Here is a 19277-nt window from a genome sequence, read left to right as displayed (position 1 = left end):
GGGGCCTATGATTAGTTGGAAGCACGTTTTTGAACCTTCAATTAGCTATTCTAATTCGTGGTTTCGTCAGTATCTATTACCTTCATTGTACGCGATACGTGAAGGGATGATTTGGCTGATACCTTGTTTACTGATTTCTTCCTTTTGCCTTCTTGCTGCGAGCATCGCAGAGTTTGTTCAAGGTTATCGCGCTGATTGGGTAGCAAACCTCTATCTCGTTCATAGCGGTGTAGCAGCGTTTTTTCCTTACTTAATGACCGCTACCATTTCTTACGTGGTCGCCATGCAGTGGCGATTACCGCGCCCTCCGGTTGTATTGCTGTCTATTCTATATCTGGTACTGGTTGATACCCTAGTTGAAGGGGAGCAAGTGTTCCTGACCTTCAAGATCGTCATGGCGATAATCACGCCTCTTTACTCTATTCCCTTGCTGGCCAAACTGTTGCATTATCCCAGTTTAAAACTGACACGGTCAGACTCTGCGGGCAGTATTGTTAAAGAGTCACTCAATCTAGTTTTGCCCGCATTGATAACGTCTGTGATCATTGTGTCAGCGAACATCGCGCTATTCTCGTTAATCGCAACTATTCCTTTTTTATCCATTCTCGCACTCGATTATGCGAATAGCCCGGCGTGGTTTGGAGTGATTTTCGCGGCGCTAAACTCTATTTTGTGGTTTTTTGGTGTGCATGGCTATTATGCGTTATTGCCTCTGGTGGAATTTCTGCAAGAAGCGGTAAATCTGAACTATTCCACAGTCGCCGCAGGGGGAGAGGCGATCTATCATATGAACTTGTCCTTCATGGGAGCTTTTGTGTTCATTGGAGGGAGTGGGGCAACACTGTCGCTGGTGATTGCATTGTTGTTGTTTGCCAAGCATAGAAACCTCAAGCTTATCGCGATAGCAAGCATTCCAATTGGCTTACTTAATATCAACGAGATTTTGCTGTTCGGTTTGCCGATTATATTTAACCTCAGGCTGTTCTTACCCTTTCTGATTTGCCCGATCGCTAACGTTTTGGTGAGCATGCTTTGCGTCTCTAGTGGTTGGGTTGCCTCACCTAGTGTCTCCGTACCTTTTAATAGTCCGATTTTCTTTAATGCTTTTGTGGCTACAGGTGGTGACTTCTCTGCGGTAGTGCTTCAATCTTTTAATATCGCCCTTGGCGTCATGATCTATTATCCAGCGGTTAAATACCTCTACAGTGCAGATCAGCATCAATCGATTCATATTGCGGCATTAGATACGACGTTCTCTCGCCGTGAAGAGGAGGCGCGCTCATTGGTCAATGACCCTATCAAAGCGTCTATTCAAGCGGAATTTGAGAGCAAGCAGCTATCACAGCAAATAGAGTTGCTAAGCCGTCAAGAGTTTCTGCTGGAGTATCAACCTCAGATTTGTACGGTAACGAATAAAGTGGTGGGGTGTGAAGCGCTTGTCCGCGCGATAGATGAGCATGGGTACCTCAAAGGGCCTCAGACATTTATGCCTTGGCTAGAAAAAGCGAATCTAGTGAAAGATTTGGATTTGTGGGTGATTAAGCAAGCAGTGAAAGATATTGCTAAGTTGCAAAGCAAAGGACATTTCATTCCGGTGAGTGTCAACATTACTCCGGAAACATTGATTTCTGAAGATTACTTCGAGCGTATTGTAGCTGTCATTAAACCTTATGCGCGTTACCTGCATTTTGAGCTTACTGAAGAAACCTTACTGCTTGATAAAAACAAAGTGTATCTCAATTTTAATCGCCTTCATCAGTTAGGGGTGAAAATACATATTGATGACTTTGGGACAGGCTATTCATCACTTAGCTATTTGAACCAGTTTACGATTGATTGCATAAAAATAGACCGTTCTTTTGTATTGGCATTAAGCAGTGACAAAGGGGTTAAGGTATTTGATTCCATCCTATCCATTGCCAATCAGTTGGATCTTGATGTGATTGTTGAAGGCGTCGAAACGATTGAACAATTGAATCATGTACCGAAACGGACGAACATCAAGGTTCAGGGTTGGTACTATTCCAAGTCATTAACGTTGAATGAGTTGGTTCAATACAACCCTTATCCACGAGAAGCGGTTTAAAACAAGCCTAGCTGCGGCTCACTGAGAGTCGCAAAGTCTAGCCCAATAAATGGCAAGATCGCTTCTGCCACTGGCTTTAGCTGTTTATCAATGTAGTGCTGATAGTCGATAGCGCTTTTTTGGTACTCTTTCGGCTCAGGGCCTGAGGTAGTGATCACGTATTCAATTCTGCCTTTGTTTTGATACTGCAATGGGCGGCCAAGTTGGCCGTTTATTTCATCTGCCATTCTGGCTGCGCGTACCTGAGGTGGAATGTTTTTCTGATACTCATGCAGTTTTCTTCTTAAGCGTTTTTGATAGACGAGTTTGTCATCGAAATCACCCGCTTTGGTCTGCTCGACAAACCCGCGAATATAATCACTTGGGTTCTCGCCATGAAACACCATTGAATAGAGTGTTTGTTGGAATTCTTGGGCTAATGGTGTCCAGTCTGTTCGAGCGCTCTCTAAGCCTTTAAAAATCAGTCGTTCATTTTCCCCTTCACCGATAAGTCCGGCATAACGTTTTTTTGAGCCGGTTTCCTGTCCACGAATCGTTGGCATTAAGAACTTTTTGTAGTGCGTCTCGTACTCTAACTCCAATATCGAGTTGAGGTTGTACTCCTCACGTAAGTGGTTCGTCCACCACTCATTAATGTAGTCGACAAGCTGATGACCAATTTCATCGGCTTGTGACTGAGAGAACTGCCCATTAAGTGACACAAACGTGGAGTCAGTATCACCGTATATCACTTGATAGCCTTTCTCTTCGATCAACACCTTAGTTTGCTTCATGATCTCGTGACCGCGCATAGTGATACTGGAGGCTAATCGAGTATCGAAGAAGCGACACCCTGACGAACCAAGCACGCCATAGAAAGAGTTCATTATGATCTTTATCGCTTGAGAGAAGGCTTTCTCGTTGTTCTTTTTCGCTACATCGCGCGCCGCCCAGAGGTTTTCGATCATTTCTGGTAGGAAATGACGAGTGCGGTGAAATTGTCCGCCTCTGAATCCTGGAACCGCTTGCTCTTGTTCAAGACCAATGTCTTGCTGTAATCCCTCAATTAACCCCATAGGGTCGATAAGAAAACTACGAATAATGGAAGGATATAGGCTCTTAAAATCGAGGACTAAAACTGAATCATAAAGATTTGGAATCGAGTCCATCACATAACCGCCAGGGCTCGCCAACCAGGTCTCTGGATGTAAGTTAGGCGCGACGTAGCCAGCGCGATGAATCTGAGGTAAGTAGAGATTGGTAAATGCAGCAACTGAGCCGCCAACACGATCCAGTTCTACCCCGGTGAGTTTAGAGCGCTCAATGGCAAACTCTAGTAAGTGAGTGTGGGCAAAAATCTTGTTAACCAAGACGCAATCTTGCAGGTTGTATTTAGCAAGAGAGGGCTTGTCATGGCGATACATCTGATTGATCTCGTCCATGCGGTCATGCACATTGTGTATCTGCTTACCTTCACCCAGTAACTCTTGTGATACGGCTTCTAAAGACCAGCTTCGAAAGTGGTAGGTCGCTGTTTTCAGGGTATCAATCCCGTCCATTACGACTCGACCGGGTATGGATATAAAGGCTTGTTGAGTTGTGTTTGATGTGCGGAAAAAACTCGACTGTTTGCCTCGACCAAGCATAAGTTTGACCTGATTCCTCTCGGCACGTTTGTGCAGTAACCTGAAATCGAAGTCGATGACGTTCCAACCAACGATAACATCGGGGTCGAACTGGCTAAACCAATCAACCAGCGCGAGCAGCAACTCTTTTTCGTTGCTTACCCACTGCATGTGAGTATCAGCTGGCTGTGGAGCGCCAATCATAATCACTCGGCTGTCCATTGGACTATCTAGCCCAATAGAGTAGAGCACGCCTTTTTCGGAACACTCAATGTCTAATGACACCACTTTGAGTTCGGGGGTGTAATCGCCTTGGCGACACTTCACCTGCTTGTACCGTATGTGCGATGCATTGCTCTGCACTGCACCGGTAAACTCCAGGCTGCCTTTTATAAAGCGCTCCATTAGATAGCGGTCAGCAAGGCGAATGTCGTCCTCTAACACAACAATGTCATGTTGTTTGAGATGCTCGCTGAGTACTTGAGCTTGCTTGATAGAATGACAGTAACATGCGGCTACGGGTCGTAAGGCAAAGTCTTTCAGTGGTAAGGTTTTCCACTCGATCTGCAAGTTTTGGCTCTGCGCTTTGGCACTTTCCAACTGGTCTTGAAAGACAAAGAAGACAGGTTTTTCGCCTTCAATCAACAGTTGGGTAGGCCCTTGTGGTGTTGATAACCAAAGATCTATCTGAGTAGTGCCTTTAATATCACGGGCTTGCCGAGTAAGTACGAATCCGTTTTGAATAGCCATGTAGAATTTATCAAAGAGATGACGCGGTAAACTTCCGCATACGTAGGGTATCACAAGCCCGTAAAGTTAAATAGCAAGGGTCTTAAATACCACTTTTGGAGAGGTTGATGTGGTAGAAAAATAACCACAAACAGAAGCTAAGCGATTGATTATTAGATTAATAACAATTTAACTAGCAGTTATGAAAATAAGTACTTGCTAAACTTTGCGTTTCAGCACATATTCAGAGTAAGCGAAATTAGTATTATGAGTTAAACTAGGCAGCTGTACTGTATTCCACAATGCGTGGAAGCAGAGCCAAGTTAAATAGTGTGGAGATACAAGTTTGATAAATGTTTTCCTTGTAGATGATCACGAGCTGGTTCGCACAGGGATACGACGTATTATTGAAGACGTCCGTGGAATGAACGTAGCAGGGGAAGCTGAAAGCGGTGAAGAAGCAGTAAAATGGTGTCGTAGCAACCATGCTGACGTCATTTTAATGGATATGAATATGCCGGGTATTGGTGGCCTAGAGGCAACCAAGAAGATCTTGCGTTTTAATCCTGATGTCAAAATCATCGTTTTAACTGTTCATACGGAAAATCCGTTTCCAACTAAAGTGATGCAGGCAGGTGCCGCTGGTTACCTGACTAAAGGCGCGGGACCAGATGAAATGGTCAACGCGATTCGTATGGTGAATAGTGGTCAACGCTACATCTCACCAGAAATTGCTCAACAGATGGCGCTTAGCCAATTTTCTCCGGCTTCGGAAAACCCATTTGCCGATCTGTCTGAGCGTGAGCTGCAAATCATGATGATGATTACCAAAGGGGAGAAGGTGACTGATATTTCAGAGCAGTTAAACCTCAGCCCTAAAACGGTAAACAGCTACCGCTATCGTTTGTTTAATAAACTCGACATTAGCGGTGATGTTGAATTGACTCACCTAGCGATTCGACATGGAATGATCGACACCGAGACATTATAAGGCGCCATTACCATCAATGTTTTTCAGATCCAATACATGGTAATGGTATGACCCAGTTTGACTCGGCCTCTTTCCTTAAAACAGTAACCAATCAGCCCGGCGTTTATCGCATGTATAACGCCGATGCTGTGGTTATCTATGTTGGTAAAGCCAAAGACCTCAAAAAACGCCTTTCAAGCTATTTCAGAATTAAAGTCGATAGCGAGAAAACGCGTGCTCTCGTTAGTAATATTGCCAAAATTGATGTCACGGTAACTCACACCGAGACAGAAGCTCTGATCCTTGAGCACAATTACATCAAACAGTACCTGCCCAAATACAACGTATTGTTGCGCGATGATAAGTCCTATCCGTACATCTTTGTCAGCGGACATAAGCATCCAAGGCTCTCGATGCATCGCGGTGCAAAAAAGCGTAAAGGGGAGTACTTTGGCCCTTACCCCGACTCAGGTGCGGTTCGAGAAACGCTTCATCTAATCCAAAAGATATTTCCGGTTCGCCAATGTGAGGACACGGTGTATAGCAACCGAACTCGCCCTTGTTTGATGTATCAAATTGGTCGTTGCGCTGCGCCTTGCGTCAGTAGTGTCATTTCCGATGATGACTATAGCGAGCTGGTTGATTTAGTACGTTTGTTTCTACAAGGCAAAGACCAGCAAGTTCTGAGCTCCTTAGTCGAAAAAATGGAGCAGGCGAGCCAATCTTTACGTTTTGAAGAGGCAGCCAAGTTCCGCGATCAGATTCAAGCAATACGCCGTGTGCAAGAGCAGCAATTTGTTTCCGAAGACTCTATGGACGATATGGATGTGCTCGGCTTTGCCCAAGAAAATGGTATTGCCTGTATTCATATCTTGATGATTCGCCAAGGTAAGGTGTTGGGCAGCCGTAGCCATTTTCCCAAGATTCCAAATAGTACGACTCAGCAAGAAGTGTTTTATAGCTTCCTCAGTCAATACTACTTAAGCCACAATGAAGCGAGAACCATTCCAACCCGTATCATACTCAACACAGGTTTGATGGATGATTCTGACTCGCTGGCTGAAGCGCTCTCAGGTATTGCGGGACGTAAGGTCCATTTTCATGTAAATCCGACGGGTACACGTGGTAGATACCTGAAACTCTCTAATACCAACGCGTTAACGGCCATTACGACCAAGATCAATCATAAGATGACGATTTCTCAGCGTTTCAAAGAGCTGCGAGAGCTACTTGGAATGGAGAGCATAACGCGTATGGAGTGTTTTGATATCTCTCATACTATGGGTGAGAGCACGATTGCTTCCTGCGTTGTGTTTAATCATGAAGGGCCAGTTAAGCAAGAGTATCGTCGTTACAATATCTCTGGAATTACTGGTGGTGATGATTATGCGGCGATGGGGCAGGCACTAGAGCGCCGTTACTCGAAACAACTCGAAGTAGAAAAGATTCCAGACATCGTATTTATCGATGGTGGTAAAGGGCAACTCAATCGAGCCCATGAGATTATTTCTCAATATTGGGGAGACTGGCCAAAGCGACCACATTTGATCGGTATCGCAAAAGGTGTAACTCGTAAACCAGGACTGGAAACTTTGATTACGGTGGAAGGGGATGAGTTTAATCTTCCTAGTGACGCACCTGCACTGCATCTTATGCAGCATATTCGAGATGAAAGTCATAACCATGCGATTGCTGGTCATAGAGCAAAACGTGGAAAAACGCGTAGAACCAGTGCTTTAGAAGGCATTGAGGGCGTCGGGCCAAAACGTCGCCAAGCGCTACTCAAATACATGGGTGGGTTACAAGAACTTAAACGTGCCAGTGTTGAAGAAATCGCCAAAGTACCAGGTATTAGTGTTTCTTTGGCAGAAAACATTTATCAAGCATTGAAACAATAGAAAAAATCCCGCACCATAAGGCGCTGTTTGAAGCACCAAATAGAGCCATACGCAAACAAAAAGAGCCTTAACTAAATATGCGTTTAAATATCCCGAACATATTGTCTTTGTTGCGACTTTTCTTGATACCAGTATTTGTCGTTGTGTTTTACCTTCCTTATAGCTGGTCTCCTTTTGCCGCCGCAATGGTGTTTTGGGTTGCTGGATTTACAGATTGGCTAGATGGTATGCTGGCTCGAAAATTGGGTCAAACCTCCCGTTTTGGCGCATTTATTGATCCTGTCGCGGATAAAGTTCTGGTTGCGACTGCGCTTATTTTGATAACCGAACATTACCACAGCATTTGGATTACTATTCCGGCAGTGACGATGATCGCTCGTGAAATCATCATCTCAGCATTGCGTGAGTGGATGGCCGAAATCGGCAAACGAGCGAGTGTGGCGGTATCTTGGGTGGGTAAAGTTAAGACTCTGAGCCAGATGTTCGCTTTGTGGGTGCTTATCTGGCGCTACGATGATTGGATGATTTGGTTAGGTTATGCAGCATTGTACATTGCGACCTTCCTTACTTACTGGTCGATGGCGCAGTATCTCATGGCAGCAAAAGATGATTTGCTGAGTGAAGAACACCACTGATTTTGAAAGCGGGCAATAGCCCGCTTTTTTGTATCTCGTATTTTCACAAACTCAATTAACTCAGTGGATTTGCTCAATTATTTGCTAACAAACTCGTTAATTTGAGTCGTTTTGCACGTTTAATAGACAAACGATTCGAAAATTCAAAATTAGTGTTGACTCATTAGTTCGAATGCGTAGAATGCATCCCGTACCCAAGAGGAATTGAGTGAATAACTCTTCAGCTTGGTGTGACAGAGGCGCGTTGGCAGAGTGGCTATGCAGCGGATTGCAAATCCGTGGACCTCGGTTCGACTCCGGGACGCGCCTCCATTTGCGACACTAGCTCAGTTGGTAGAGCGCAACCTTGCCAAGGTTGAGGTCACGAGTTCGAACCTCGTGTGTCGCTCCAAATTATTTGATAACGATTCCCTTAAGGGTCGATATCACGGATGGTGTCTCCATCACAAATTTAGATTTGTGTGCCCTGGTGGTGGAATTGGTAGACACAAGGGATTTAAAATCCCTCGGCGTTCGCGCTGTGCCGGTTCAAGTCCGGCCCGGGGCACCATCTAATCTAACGCATTACGCGACACTAGCTCAGTTGGTAGAGCGCAACCTTGCCAAGGTTGAGGTCACGAGTTCGAACCTCGTGTGTCGCTCCAAGTTTAAAACCCTAGCAGAAATGCTAGGGTTTTTTGCGTTATACACTTTGCCTATCTTAACTCTGCAACAACTCTCAAGTCCTGATTGATTTTTGAACATTCATTGTGTGAATTTATTAATAAATCGAATAAAATAAACGTTCGTTTATATGAAGTCGCTCCAAGAGTTGTAGGATGAGTCCGAATGGATAGATCAAAATGGTTAGTTTGCAATGCTTTCTATCTAGGCGTGTCGTTTAGATCTTATCCACACTCTCCGTATACGTCGGCTCAGCAAAATATCTTTAACCTGTTTAGCGCGAATGGGTCATTGAACAGTGTTAATAGCGAGCACTAACCTTGACTAAGATGATACCTAAGTTTGTCGCGAAATTTTCGATTAATCAGATGTTGGTGATATCGCATCTGTTGCTGGTCGTTATTTTGGTCACCGGCTTTAGCTATACGCGTTACCAAAGTGAATGGCACCGCCATATCGATTATTCTGCGTCGATAGCCAAGCTCACCTTAGCGCCACATATTCCTTTGATATCGAGCTCCGTTGCCGGAATCAACTACGCCAACCTCACTATGCCAAGCACTAAGCAGATGCTAGCGTCGATTGATGATCTGGAGTTCTTGGAAATTGCAGGACGTTCCGACTATTCCGATCAAAAAGTCCAAATACGGTTTTTTAAACGTTTTGATTACCTCTGGCGTGCAGATGTAAAACAGGAAGAGATTACTGAGCATGAGATAAAGCTCAATTCATTAAAAGCTCAAATTGAAGCGACGGGCACTGACAACGTTATTAAACACAAAAAGCTGGTGTTTATTGAAAACAGAATTAAACGTGAGCATGAAGCTTTAGTCGAAAGCCTTTACGTCAATGATAATGTCTTCATACCTTGGAGTAAGCCAGCAACAACCACAGACTCCTACTACCTTGACGAGGAGTTGTGCACCCTTAATGTCGTCTTACCTTTAATCAATAAAAACGGTGGTGAGGTATGGGCAGTATTTGATGCGAGTGATCTGACGCAACTACAGCGCTCATTGATTGAAGAGATTATTGCCGAGGCTATCGTCGCGCTTGCCATTTCTTTGATATTAATCGGCTGGGTTTCTCATTGGATAGTTTCCCCCCTTAAGTCTCTCGCTGAACATATGCGCTCAGGAGAATCGAATAGCGATCTTAAAGATTTTACCGAACTGAATCGAAGTGATGAGATAGGTCAGTTAGCACGAGCTTATCAAGGTTTGCTGATTAAGCTTGATAACCAACTAAATATCTTGCGCACTAAATCGGATACTGACCCACTCACAGGACTTGGCTCGCGACATAAGTATTCTCGTACCGCGACGCCGTTTTTAAAACGCCATCTTGCTAAAGGCAATTATGTTGGTTTGATTGTATGTGATGTAGATAATTTTAAAGCCTTTAACGATATCTATGGGCACACGGAAGGCGACAACGCGTTGTCTCAGGTTGGAAAGAAGATCAAACAACTGGCGCGAGACTCAGACTTAGCTTTTCGTTATGGTGGAGAAGAATTTGTTATTTTCTGTGCTAGGCCAGAAGCGGAGCAACTTGCCAACTTTACTGAACGTTTAAGGCGCGAGATTGAAGGCATGGCTATCACCCATCAAGGAAACCAACCTTATGGTATTGTCACTATCTCCGTCGGGGGAGCGATAGCCGAAAGGCAGAATATGTATCAAGGTTTCAACACCCATCAAGAGTTGCAAGAAGCGATGTTTAACGTCGCAGACAAAGCCTTGTATGAGTGTAAACAAAGTGGTCGCAACAAAGTGATTTGGTCGAGTAAGCTCGACAAATAAAATGAGCACGATATCGTGCTCATTTTGGCTAACTCTCTTTGACCAAACGGTAAATTTTACCGCTATCGGTACTGAAAATAAGTTCACCATTGGGAAGTGCTTCAATGTCTCTAATTCGCTCTCCAAGTTCTTCTAAAATTCTTGTTTCACCAATGATTTCGCCATCTTTGACAGTCAAGACGTTAATATGCGTTAGCTTAAGTGCGCCGGCTAAAAGCTTTCCTGATAACTCAGGGTACTTGTCGCCTCGGTAAAGAATCAGTGAGCTAGGGGCAATAGAGGGAATATAGACTTTTTTAGGCGGGGTTATTCCTTCTTTGTCAGTCGCTTCACCCACCGAGATTGGGCCCCAATATTCTTTACCGTGCGATGTTACAGGCCAACCATAGTTTGCCCCTTTCTCTATCAAGTTCACTTCGTCACCACCCCGTGGGCCATGCTCTATAGACCATAGACTTTTCTGCTTACTATCAAAAAACAGCCCTTGCGGGTTTCTATGCCCATAGCTCCAAATCTCATCAAGCTTGCCTTCTTCAGCGATAAAAGGATTATCTTGAGCGGCGTCGCCGTTCAGTTGCAACTTGAGAATACTTCCCGCGTGTGTCGTCAGATCTTGACCATTGTCTCTTTCTCCTCGATCTCCGACACTCATGTATAAGTGGTCAGCATCAAAAGCGATTCGGCTGCCAAAATGACGTCCACCATCGGAACCTGATCGTGTCACTAGCATCTCTTGCCACGTTGACAGCTGACCGTTTTGGTAAACGGCTTTGGCGAGTGTGGTTTCTATCGCTTTACCAACAGATTTTGAATAGGTGACATAGATTTGTGTTGAGTCTTTAGGGGATACGGCTACGTCGAGAAGTCCTCCCTGACCAGAAATTCGTACGTCCGGTACTTTACCAATGTCTTGGTAGGTGTTGTTTTCAAGGTTTAGCACACCAACGGTGCCATTTTTTTCACTTACGAGCACTTTACTGTCGCCGAGATAGCTAAGTCCCCAAGGCACATTGAGGCCTGCCACGAGGGGTTCCGCGTACCAATTGTTGGCGAAAACACTAGATGTCGAGAATATTCCTAAGCCAAGTAACGTTAAAAATTTTTTCATACAAGATCCATTTGAAATTAGCTTACCAAGCAATAGTAGCACTTGGGTTATTTCATTACTGTCATGAATGTTTTACCTAACTTTTTCTTGATATGATCAATAAATGCGCTATTATGACGATGTGTCAAAAATGACGAATCGTCATTAATGGTATTTATAACGTAATTGGTATTCGTGTTACAATAGTAAGGTTAGGGAGTAAACGACTGAGACGGATTAGATAATCATGTTTGGTTTTGGCTGTAGTAAGAGTGATAAAAAAGAAGGTTCCAGCTGCTCATTTGGTTTGACTAAAAAGCAGCAAGCGATTGCAGATAGAGAGGTAGAACTCACTCTATTAGCGAAATCGCTTGTTCAAGAGCAAGGGTGGAGTAACTTGACGATGGACAAGTTAACTTCAGCGAGTGCGTATTCTAAAGGCACGATTTACAATCATTTTTGCAGTAAAGAAGACGTGATTATGGCGCTGTGCATACATTCACTGAAAAGTGAGGCTGTTTTGTTTGCGCGCGCTGGTGAATTTGAAGGCAACACCCGTGAAAAGGTGATTGCGCTCCACGTTGGTTATCGTATTTACGCTCGTATGGAGCCAGTACTGTCAACGTGTGCGATTATGGCAAAGAGCCCTTGGGTCCTTGAGAAAGCCTCCCCAGAAAGGGTAAAAGAGCTAAATACTCTCGAAGAACAAGTGATTGAACATGCTGATCAACTTGTACTTAATGGAGTAGAGCAGGGAGACTTGAAGTTCTCTCATGGTATTGGCTCTGATGCTATCGTATTTGCCAACTGGTCAATTGCTTTTGGTTCAAATGCATTGACACAGAATGCTTCAAATAGCCATTGTATCAATCGTTTGCAAGATCCATATACCGTACTCAATAACGCCAACATGTTATTGGATGGCTTGGCTTGGAAGCCTCTATCGACAGAGTGGGATTATCGAAAAACTTGGCGCAGAGTAGAGCAAGAGTTGTTCGCCCAAGAGATAGATTATCTAGAGTCTGTAGGTCGATAGGCTAAAAGTATTCCGTCATCAAAGCCCGTAAGGGCTTTTAAAATCACCATTTTTGACGAATCGTCACATAAAGCACTAATACTCAGAATCTAATTAACAGGTTCAGGGGTTGTTACTTAAGTACCAGCATTTGCTGGTTTTTAATTAACCGCTTTTGACGAAACGTCACAAATGGAGAGTGTGATGACTGCTCAACTAAATAATTCAAAACAGCCTTCTACTTGGCTGACCATGCCGACTCGCTTTAGCTGGTGGGTGTTACTTATAACGCTGGCGATAGTCACTGTATCAACAATTGGAGGAAAAAATCTCTATTTTAGAGGTGATTACAATATCTTCTTCGATGGGCAAAACGCTCAATTAAGAGCGTTTGATGAGATTCAAACGACATTTGCAAAGTCAGATAATCTTGCCATCGTAATTGCACCTGCTGGCGGCAATGTGTTTGAACCTGACATTCTGACCTTGGTTCAACAGCTTACTCAAGATGCATGGCAAGTCCCTTATTCTAGCCGTGTCGACTCTATCGCAAACTATCAGCACACCGAAGCTTACGAAGATGATCTGATCGTCGAAGATTTGCTGCTGGAAGATTACCCTTTAACGCCAGAGCGGATTGAAAAGGTCAAGCGTATTGCACTGTCAGAGCCGGTTATCAAAGACTCTCTGATTTCGCAAAAAGGCGATGTCACAGTGGTTAACGTTACTGTCCAAATGCCTGAAATTGACGAAACGGCGGAAGTGATTGAAATCGTGACTCACATCGATCAGTTGCTCGCCAAATATCAATCTCAATATCCGCAAGTAGAGTTCCATAAAGCCGGTATCATAGCTATGAACCACGCGTTTATGACCTCTGCCCAAGAAGACAGTTCAACGCTAGTGCCTACTATGCTACTGGTCATTCTTGTATTCCTAACCTTGATGCTACGCTCGTTCTTAAGTGTGGTGGCGACACTAGTCATTATCATAGGTTCTGTTGCTGCGACTATGGGGCTCTCTGGCTGGGCCGGAATGTTCTTAAGTACCGCAACCGTGAATATACCCACCTTAGTAATGACGCTTGCAGTTGCTGACTGCGTGCATGTTATCGCGACCATGAGGCAAAACCTTAAGAAAGGTTACAGCAAGTCTTATGCGATAGACCAAAGCGTTGCTATCAACTTTATGCCAATCGTGATTACCTCCGTCACGACGGCTATTGGTTTCTTGATGATGAACATGTCTGACTCACCAGTATTGCGCGATTTCGGTAACTTGGCCGCACTTGGAGTGATGATTGCCTGTTTCTTATCGGTAACTATGCTGCCAGCCATGTTGAAATTGCTGCCTATCAAGGTGAAAGCTGTCGATGAGAAAACAGCCGCATCGCAAGACTTCATGGACATGCTTGGTGACAAAGTGGTTCGTTATCGTAAGGCGCTATTACCGATTTCTGCGTTAGTCATCGCCGTTTCTGCAAGTTTACTACCGCTGAATAAAGTGAATGATGAGTCCGTTAAGTACTTCGACTCGCGTAGTGATTTCCGCCAAGCGGCTGACTTTATGGAACAGCGCATCAGTGGAATGACAAACATCAGTATTGCGGTCAAAACTGGCGAATCGCAAGGTATTGCCGATCCTACATTCCTAAAAACAATGGGAGACTTTACCAATTGGCTGCGCTTGCAACCAGAGACTGACCATGTCGCGACCTTGTCAGACGTTTATAAGCGCCTTAATAAGAACATGCATGCAGATGACGACAGCTACTATAAGTTGCCACTGGATAGAGAGTTAGCCGCTCAGTATTTGCTACTTTATGAGATGTCATTGCCTTACGGCTTAGATCTTAACAACCAGATCAACGTCGACAAGTCGTCTATCAAGCTGGTTGTGACGGTTGATAACTTAGGCAGCGTAGAGCTTGTGGAACTGGAAGAACGTATCTACAACTGGTTTGCCACTTACGCTTCTCAGTATCAGGTTGTCGCGTCTAGTCCGTCACTGATGTTTGCCCATATCGGTGAAACGAATATGGCGAGTATGTTGTCGACACTACCTATCACTTTAATCTTGATTTCTGCGTTGATGGTGTTTGCGCTACGTTCAACTCGCTTGGGGTTGATCAGTATCGTGCCAAACATGGCGCCAGCCATTATCGGATTTGGCTTATGGGCGCTTCTATCAGGTGAAATTAACCTGGGATTATCGGTTGTCGTGACTCTGACTCTAGGCATCGTTGTCGATGATTCGGTTCACTTCTTATCTAAATATCAACGTGCACGTAAACAAGGGCAATCTGCTGAACAAGCGGTGCGCTATGCCTTCCACACTGTCGGGCGCGCATTATGGATCACTACTGTTGTGTTAGTCGCGGGTTTCTCAGTTTTGGCTATGTCGAGCTTTAGACTTAACGCCGATATGGGCCAGCTCAGCGCCATGGTGATCTTTATTGCCCTTGTGGTCGACTTTATCTTCTTACCTGCGGTGCTGATGCGTTTTGATACCGCTAGCTACGTTGAAGAAGAAGAAATTAAGCCACAACAAACTCGTTCAACCCCAATTACACAAACCCAAAGCTAAAAGGATTTCATTATGAATACTCAAACAAAATCAATGATCAAGGCAGTTGCCCTTTCAGCCATGGTTGTGTTTTCTAGCCAAGTCGTGGCTTCACCAGAGCGAGGGTTAGAAATTGCTACTGAGCGTAAAGCTCGTGATGAAGGTTGGGGTGATTCGGTTGCGACAATGAAGATGATTCTAAAGAACGCCCAGGGTGAAAGCAGTACGCGTGAAATGCGCTTAAAGTCGTTCGAAATCGACGGTGATGGCGATAAAGGTCTTACCATCTTCGATCAGCCGCGAGATGTTAAGGGGACTGCTTTTCTTAACCATTCACATAGTATTGAGGCCGATGATCAATGGCTGTATTTACCTGCGTTGAAGCGTGTTAAACGTATCTCTTCACGTAATAAGTCCGGGCCTTTTATGGGCAGCGAGTTTGCCTATGAGGATTTAAGCTCTTTTGAACTGGAGAAGTACACCTTCAACTATTTAGGCGATAAAGAGGTTAATGGCACACCAACTTACCTGCTTGAACAGATCCCAACCGACAAGAACTCTGGTTATACCAAGCAACTTGTTTGGTTGGATAAGGAGCATTATCGCCCGCTGAAGGTTGAGTTCTATGATCGCAAAGGCGCGCTGCTAAAAACCTTGCAGTTTGACCAATACAAACAGTACCTCAGTCAGTACTGGCGCGCACATTCTATGGCAATGGTGAATCACCAAACAGGTAAAAGCACTACGCTGACCACGAGCGCTCTCGATTTTCAAACTGGATTGAGAGAAAAGGATTTTGAAAAGAATGTTCTTAAGCGTATGAAGTAAGAGGCGATATGAAGGATCTATTAAGTACAGCTGGCAGACTTTCTGCCAACGCCATATTGACCTTGGTTGCGTTACAATGTCACGCTTTTGAGTTCGCAGGACAAGCTAATGTAGAGCATAGGCAGTTTTTCTCAGACGGAGAGCAGGGGCAGGGAAAAGGTCAGAGTTCTTTGGTTCTACAGCCTGAGTTTTACTGGCAGTTGGGAGAGAGCGCAGATTTTACCTTTACGCCTTTTTACCGTTTTGACAGCTTAGATGATGAAAGAACCCATGGCGATATCCGTGAAGCGCTCTATCTAAACTATTGGGATGACTATGAAATCAGAGTAGGAATTGGCAAGGTATTTTGGGGAGTGACTGAATCTGCCCATTTAGTCGATGTTGTTAATCAAACTGACGCTATTGAAGCGGTTGATGGCGAAGATAAGCTCGGCCAACCTATGGTTCATTTTACCTCGATCAAAGAGTGGGGAACCATAGATGCCATGGTGTTGCCTTACTTTAGAGAGCGTACGTTTTCGGGCAAGGATGGTCGATTACGTCCTACATTGCCAGTATCTAAAGACGCCATCTATGAATCTTCGCGGGAAGAAAAGCATGTCGATTTTGCGCTGAGATATTCGCAGATGTACGGTGATTGGGATGTCGGATTGAGCTATTTCCAAGGTACTAATCGTGATCCCTACTTTCGTTTGGCTGGTGGTGAAGTGAAGCCATACTATGCGCAGGCGAAACAGGTTGGTCTCGATGTACAAGGCATTGTGGGCGATTGGCTGTGGAAACTTGAAACTATCTACCGAGACAGTTTCGATCACCATACGGGGCTCGTGTCTGGCTTTGAATACACGATTGTTGGCGTGTTTGATACGGTTTGGGATCTAGGTTTGATTGCCGAGTATCTTTACGATAGCCGCGGTAATAATGCTCAAACCATCGGACAAAACGACATCTTTGCAGGAACGCGTTTGGCACTCAACGACGAAGACAGCACTGAGATTCTTTTGGGCGTCACCCAGGATCTCGATAACAGTGATGTCTACAGCGCGAAGTTGGAAGCTTCAAGTCGACTCACCAATCACTTATCTTGGACTCTTGATGCTTGGCTGTTTGAAAACGAAACACCAAGCGACTTGCTCTATTTTGCGCGTAAAGATGACTTTATCGAGCTATCGCTGGAGTACTATTTTTAAAGTGATCAGATTCACTGTTTTTAATAGTGATCTCGATTCCAATAATAAGGGAGCTGATCTAGCTCCCTTTTTGCGTTTTTTCTCCTTATCGTGCAAATAAATCCGTGTAGACTCATTTTTAATATGGATATTATAAATGTTTCTCTCACTGTGATAGAGCAGTGTATTGGGCTAAGGAAAGAGACAAATGAAGTCATTCGAGTGGGATAAATGCTACGAAACAGGTCTTGATGAAGTCGATGAGCAGCATCAATACCTCGTTGAGGTGATTAATCGCTATGGTGATTTAATCGCGCAAAATAGCATTTCCCTTCAAGATATTAGAATGGCCCTGTTTGAGCTTTCTCGATACGCTGAGTTTCATTTCAAAGAAGAAGAAAATCTAATGCGAAGCGTTGGTGTTTACGATAAACATATCGAAGAGCACATTAAAGTGCATCGAGCGTTTATGGCTGACATCATCAGCATGCAATCCTTTATCAGTGAAGACAATAAGAAAACGTCGGAACATCTGCTCAACTTTCTTATCCACTGGCTGGCCTACCATATTTTGGGTATCGACCAGAACATGTCACGTCAGGTCAAACAAATCGAGTCAGGTATTGACCCTAAAGTGGCATGGGAAAACGAAGAGAAGCAGCAAGACAGCTCCACTGAACCCTTACTTAAAGCTCTCAATGGCTTATTTGAACAAGTGTCTGAAAGGAATAAAGAGCTTTTAGAACTTAACCAACATCTTGAAGATAAAGTTGAAGAAAGAACCAAGCAGCTCTCTAAAGCGAATAAACAATTAGAAGAGCTGTCTCTAACCGATTCATTGACTAAGCTACCCAACAGACGTTGTGCAATTCGCAAACTTAAAGCGTATTGGCAAGAGTCGACCCATAATAACGAACCGCTCGTTTGTATCATGATTGATGTCGATTACTTTAAGCAAGTTAACGATAGTGCCGGCCATGATGCGGGAGACAGGCTCTTAACAGAGCTTTCTCAGACGCTTGCAGATTCTTTCAGAAGTGATGACCTAGTTTGCCGACTAGGGGGCGATGAGTTTTTTGTTATATGCCCGAACACCGACACACAAGGCGGAGTTCATATTGCAGAGCTGACTCGTCATAAGGTTAATCAAATGCTTGTCCCCGTGGGAGAGAGCGTATGGCGAGGCAGCATTAGCGTCGGGGTAGCTCAGCGCACAGATGCGATGACAGACTACAACGATTTGATCAAAGCAGCAGATGAAGCGGTATACCAATCTAAATCTGAAGGTCGGAATAAAGTTAACGCCGCCCATTCAGAGCTTTTACAGCCTAACTATCAAAGTGCATTTTAATTAAGCGAAAGCACTGTTGTCGAAACCACCTGTGCGCGAGGTCATTATGATGTTTCTCGTGCCACAGCAAATAATAATGATGCTCTGGAAGTTGAAAAGGCAGCGCTACTGTTTGCAACCCATACTGTTGGCACAACGCTGCTGCAATATGGCTCGGGACAGTCATAATATTGCTACTAACCTCCAATAGCTGAGCAGCACTCTGTAAATCAGGCATTACCGCAGAGATAACTCTTTGATGTTCGCGTTTTTTAAACACGCCATCCACCTCGCGGGTCTTGTCAACCAATCCACTTACTTGAATATGTTTCGCTGCAAAATACTCATTTAAAGATAGAGTTTTGTTTCGTCCCAAGCTCTGCTTTGACCCGATTACAACATAATGGTCACTGGTGATACGTTTGCCATGAATATGATTGGGAACATCAACCGCCATTGTGGCAACGACATCAAGAGAGCTAGTGGCAAGCGCCTCTAGCTGTCCGTTATCTATTATCGAACCTAGAATAGAAGCGTTCGGACAATCTGTCGCGACAAGCTTTGCGATCTCAGGGAGCGCAGCGCCTGAGACAAACGAGTCAAACCCAATGTGAAAGCGCCGTTCAATATCTTCGAGCTTAAAATCAGAATGTTGATAAAGCGCGTCCATCTGTTTCAGTAGGCTAGGCAAGGTCTGTTTTAGCTCTTGCGCTCTATTGGTTAGCACAAACTCCTTTCCGTCACGAACGAGAATGGGATCGCCAAAAGCATCTCGAATCTGACCCAGTGTTCGACTCATTGCCGGTTGAGTCACATTCAGCTTTTTAGCTGCTTCAGTAAGGCTCTGCGTTTGAAGTAGTGCATTTAAAGCGGGCAGGAGTTTGTAGTTATTCATC

Annotated in this window: 13 protein-coding genes and 4 tRNA genes; 14 read left to right on the top strand and 3 right to left on the bottom strand. The window is 44.4% G+C overall.

All coding sequences use genetic code 11. The features are described 5' to 3' along the window. Positions 1-7 precede the first annotated feature (7 nt). A complete protein-coding gene (locus tag AC5O63_RS12080; RefSeq protein ID WP_494505156.1) occupies positions 8-2086 on the top strand; it encodes a PTS sugar transporter subunit IIC/EAL domain-containing protein in 2079 nt (692 codons plus the stop codon). Here the strand turns inward: AC5O63_RS12080 and AC5O63_RS12075 are convergent. Beyond that, entirely contained in the window at positions 2083-4440 is a 2358-nt protein-coding gene (locus tag AC5O63_RS12075) for a DNA polymerase II (RefSeq protein ID WP_494505155.1), read from the bottom strand. The genes AC5O63_RS12080 and AC5O63_RS12075 overlap by 4 nt on opposite strands. Before the next feature lie 325 nt (positions 4441-4765). Between AC5O63_RS12075 and uvrY the strand changes: the two genes are divergently transcribed. The 8 genes from uvrY to AC5O63_RS12035 all read left to right on the top strand — a co-directional run bounded on the left by uvrY (position 4766) and on the right by AC5O63_RS12035 (position 10387). Then, complete coding sequence (gene uvrY / locus AC5O63_RS12070) at positions 4766-5410, top strand: UvrY/SirA/GacA family response regulator transcription factor (RefSeq protein WP_004746682.1); 645 nt, start codon at positions 4766-4768, stop codon at positions 5408-5410. A gap of 47 nt (positions 5411-5457) precedes the next feature. Next, a complete protein-coding gene (uvrC, locus tag AC5O63_RS12065) occupies positions 5458-7287 on the top strand; it encodes an excinuclease ABC subunit UvrC (RefSeq protein ID WP_239854398.1) in 1830 nt (609 codons plus the stop codon). Between the two features lie 77 nt (positions 7288-7364). Further along, entirely contained in the window at positions 7365-7922 is a 558-nt protein-coding gene (gene pgsA, locus AC5O63_RS12060; RefSeq protein ID WP_004746679.1) for a CDP-diacylglycerol--glycerol-3-phosphate 3-phosphatidyltransferase, read from the top strand. Between the two features lie 238 nt (positions 7923-8160). Next, positions 8161-8234 (top strand) — tRNA-Cys (locus tag AC5O63_RS12055). A 3-nt stretch (positions 8235-8237) separates the two neighbouring features. Continuing rightward, positions 8238-8313, top strand: a tRNA-Gly gene (locus AC5O63_RS12050). Positions 8314-8385: 72 nt separating this feature from the next. Further along, a tRNA-Leu gene (locus tag AC5O63_RS12045) sits at positions 8386-8472 on the top strand. Between the two features lie 18 nt (positions 8473-8490). Then, a tRNA-Gly gene (locus AC5O63_RS12040) sits at positions 8491-8566 on the top strand. A gap of 348 nt (positions 8567-8914) precedes the next feature. Further along, positions 8915-10387, top strand: a complete 1473-nt coding sequence (locus AC5O63_RS12035) for a diguanylate cyclase domain-containing protein (protein ID WP_494505317.1) — start codon at positions 8915-8917, stop codon at positions 10385-10387. A 28-nt stretch (positions 10388-10415) separates the two neighbouring features. Here the strand turns inward: AC5O63_RS12035 and AC5O63_RS12030 are convergent, their stop codons facing one another. Beyond that, the gene (locus AC5O63_RS12030; RefSeq protein ID WP_494505154.1) at positions 10416-11495 is read right to left on the bottom strand and encodes a PQQ-dependent sugar dehydrogenase; all 1080 of its coding nucleotides are present in this window, start codon (positions 11493-11495) and stop codon (positions 10416-10418) included. A 226-nt stretch (positions 11496-11721) separates the two neighbouring features. Between AC5O63_RS12030 and AC5O63_RS12025 the strand changes: the two genes are divergently transcribed. The 5 genes from AC5O63_RS12025 (at position 11722) to AC5O63_RS12005 (ending at position 18402) form a co-directional block, all read left to right on the top strand. Beyond that, positions 11722-12510, top strand: a complete 789-nt coding sequence (locus AC5O63_RS12025; RefSeq protein ID WP_171326017.1) for a TetR/AcrR family transcriptional regulator — start codon at positions 11722-11724, stop codon at positions 12508-12510. A gap of 183 nt (positions 12511-12693) precedes the next feature. Then, positions 12694-15075, top strand: a complete 2382-nt coding sequence (locus AC5O63_RS12020) for an efflux RND transporter permease subunit (RefSeq protein ID WP_494505153.1) — start codon at positions 12694-12696, stop codon at positions 15073-15075. Positions 15076-15087: 12 nt separating this feature from the next. Continuing rightward, positions 15088-15882, top strand: coding sequence for an outer membrane lipoprotein-sorting protein (locus AC5O63_RS12015; protein ID WP_494505152.1), 795 nt, complete (start codon positions 15088-15090; stop codon positions 15880-15882). Positions 15883-15890: 8 nt separating this feature from the next. Then, on the top strand, positions 15891-17072 hold the full coding sequence (locus AC5O63_RS12010; RefSeq protein ID WP_494505151.1) for a hypothetical protein: 1182 nt from the start codon (positions 15891-15893) through the stop codon (positions 17070-17072). 187 nt (positions 17073-17259) lie between these two features. Then, positions 17260-18402 carry a GGDEF domain-containing protein gene (locus AC5O63_RS12005; RefSeq protein ID WP_494505150.1) on the top strand — a complete coding sequence of 381 codons (1143 nt, stop codon included), beginning with the start codon at positions 17260-17262 and terminating at the stop codon, positions 18400-18402. Here the strand turns inward: AC5O63_RS12005 and AC5O63_RS12000 are convergent. Then, the gene (locus AC5O63_RS12000; RefSeq protein WP_494505149.1) at positions 18380-19276 is read right to left on the bottom strand and encodes a LysR family transcriptional regulator; all 897 of its coding nucleotides are present in this window, start codon (positions 19274-19276) and stop codon (positions 18380-18382) included. The two genes, AC5O63_RS12005 and AC5O63_RS12000, sit on opposite strands and share 23 nt — an antisense overlap. Position 19277: the final 1 nt, after the last annotated feature.

Source organism: Vibrio sp. SCP2 (genome assembly GCF_059295395.1).
This window is presented reverse-complemented; position numbering and strand designations above follow the sequence as displayed.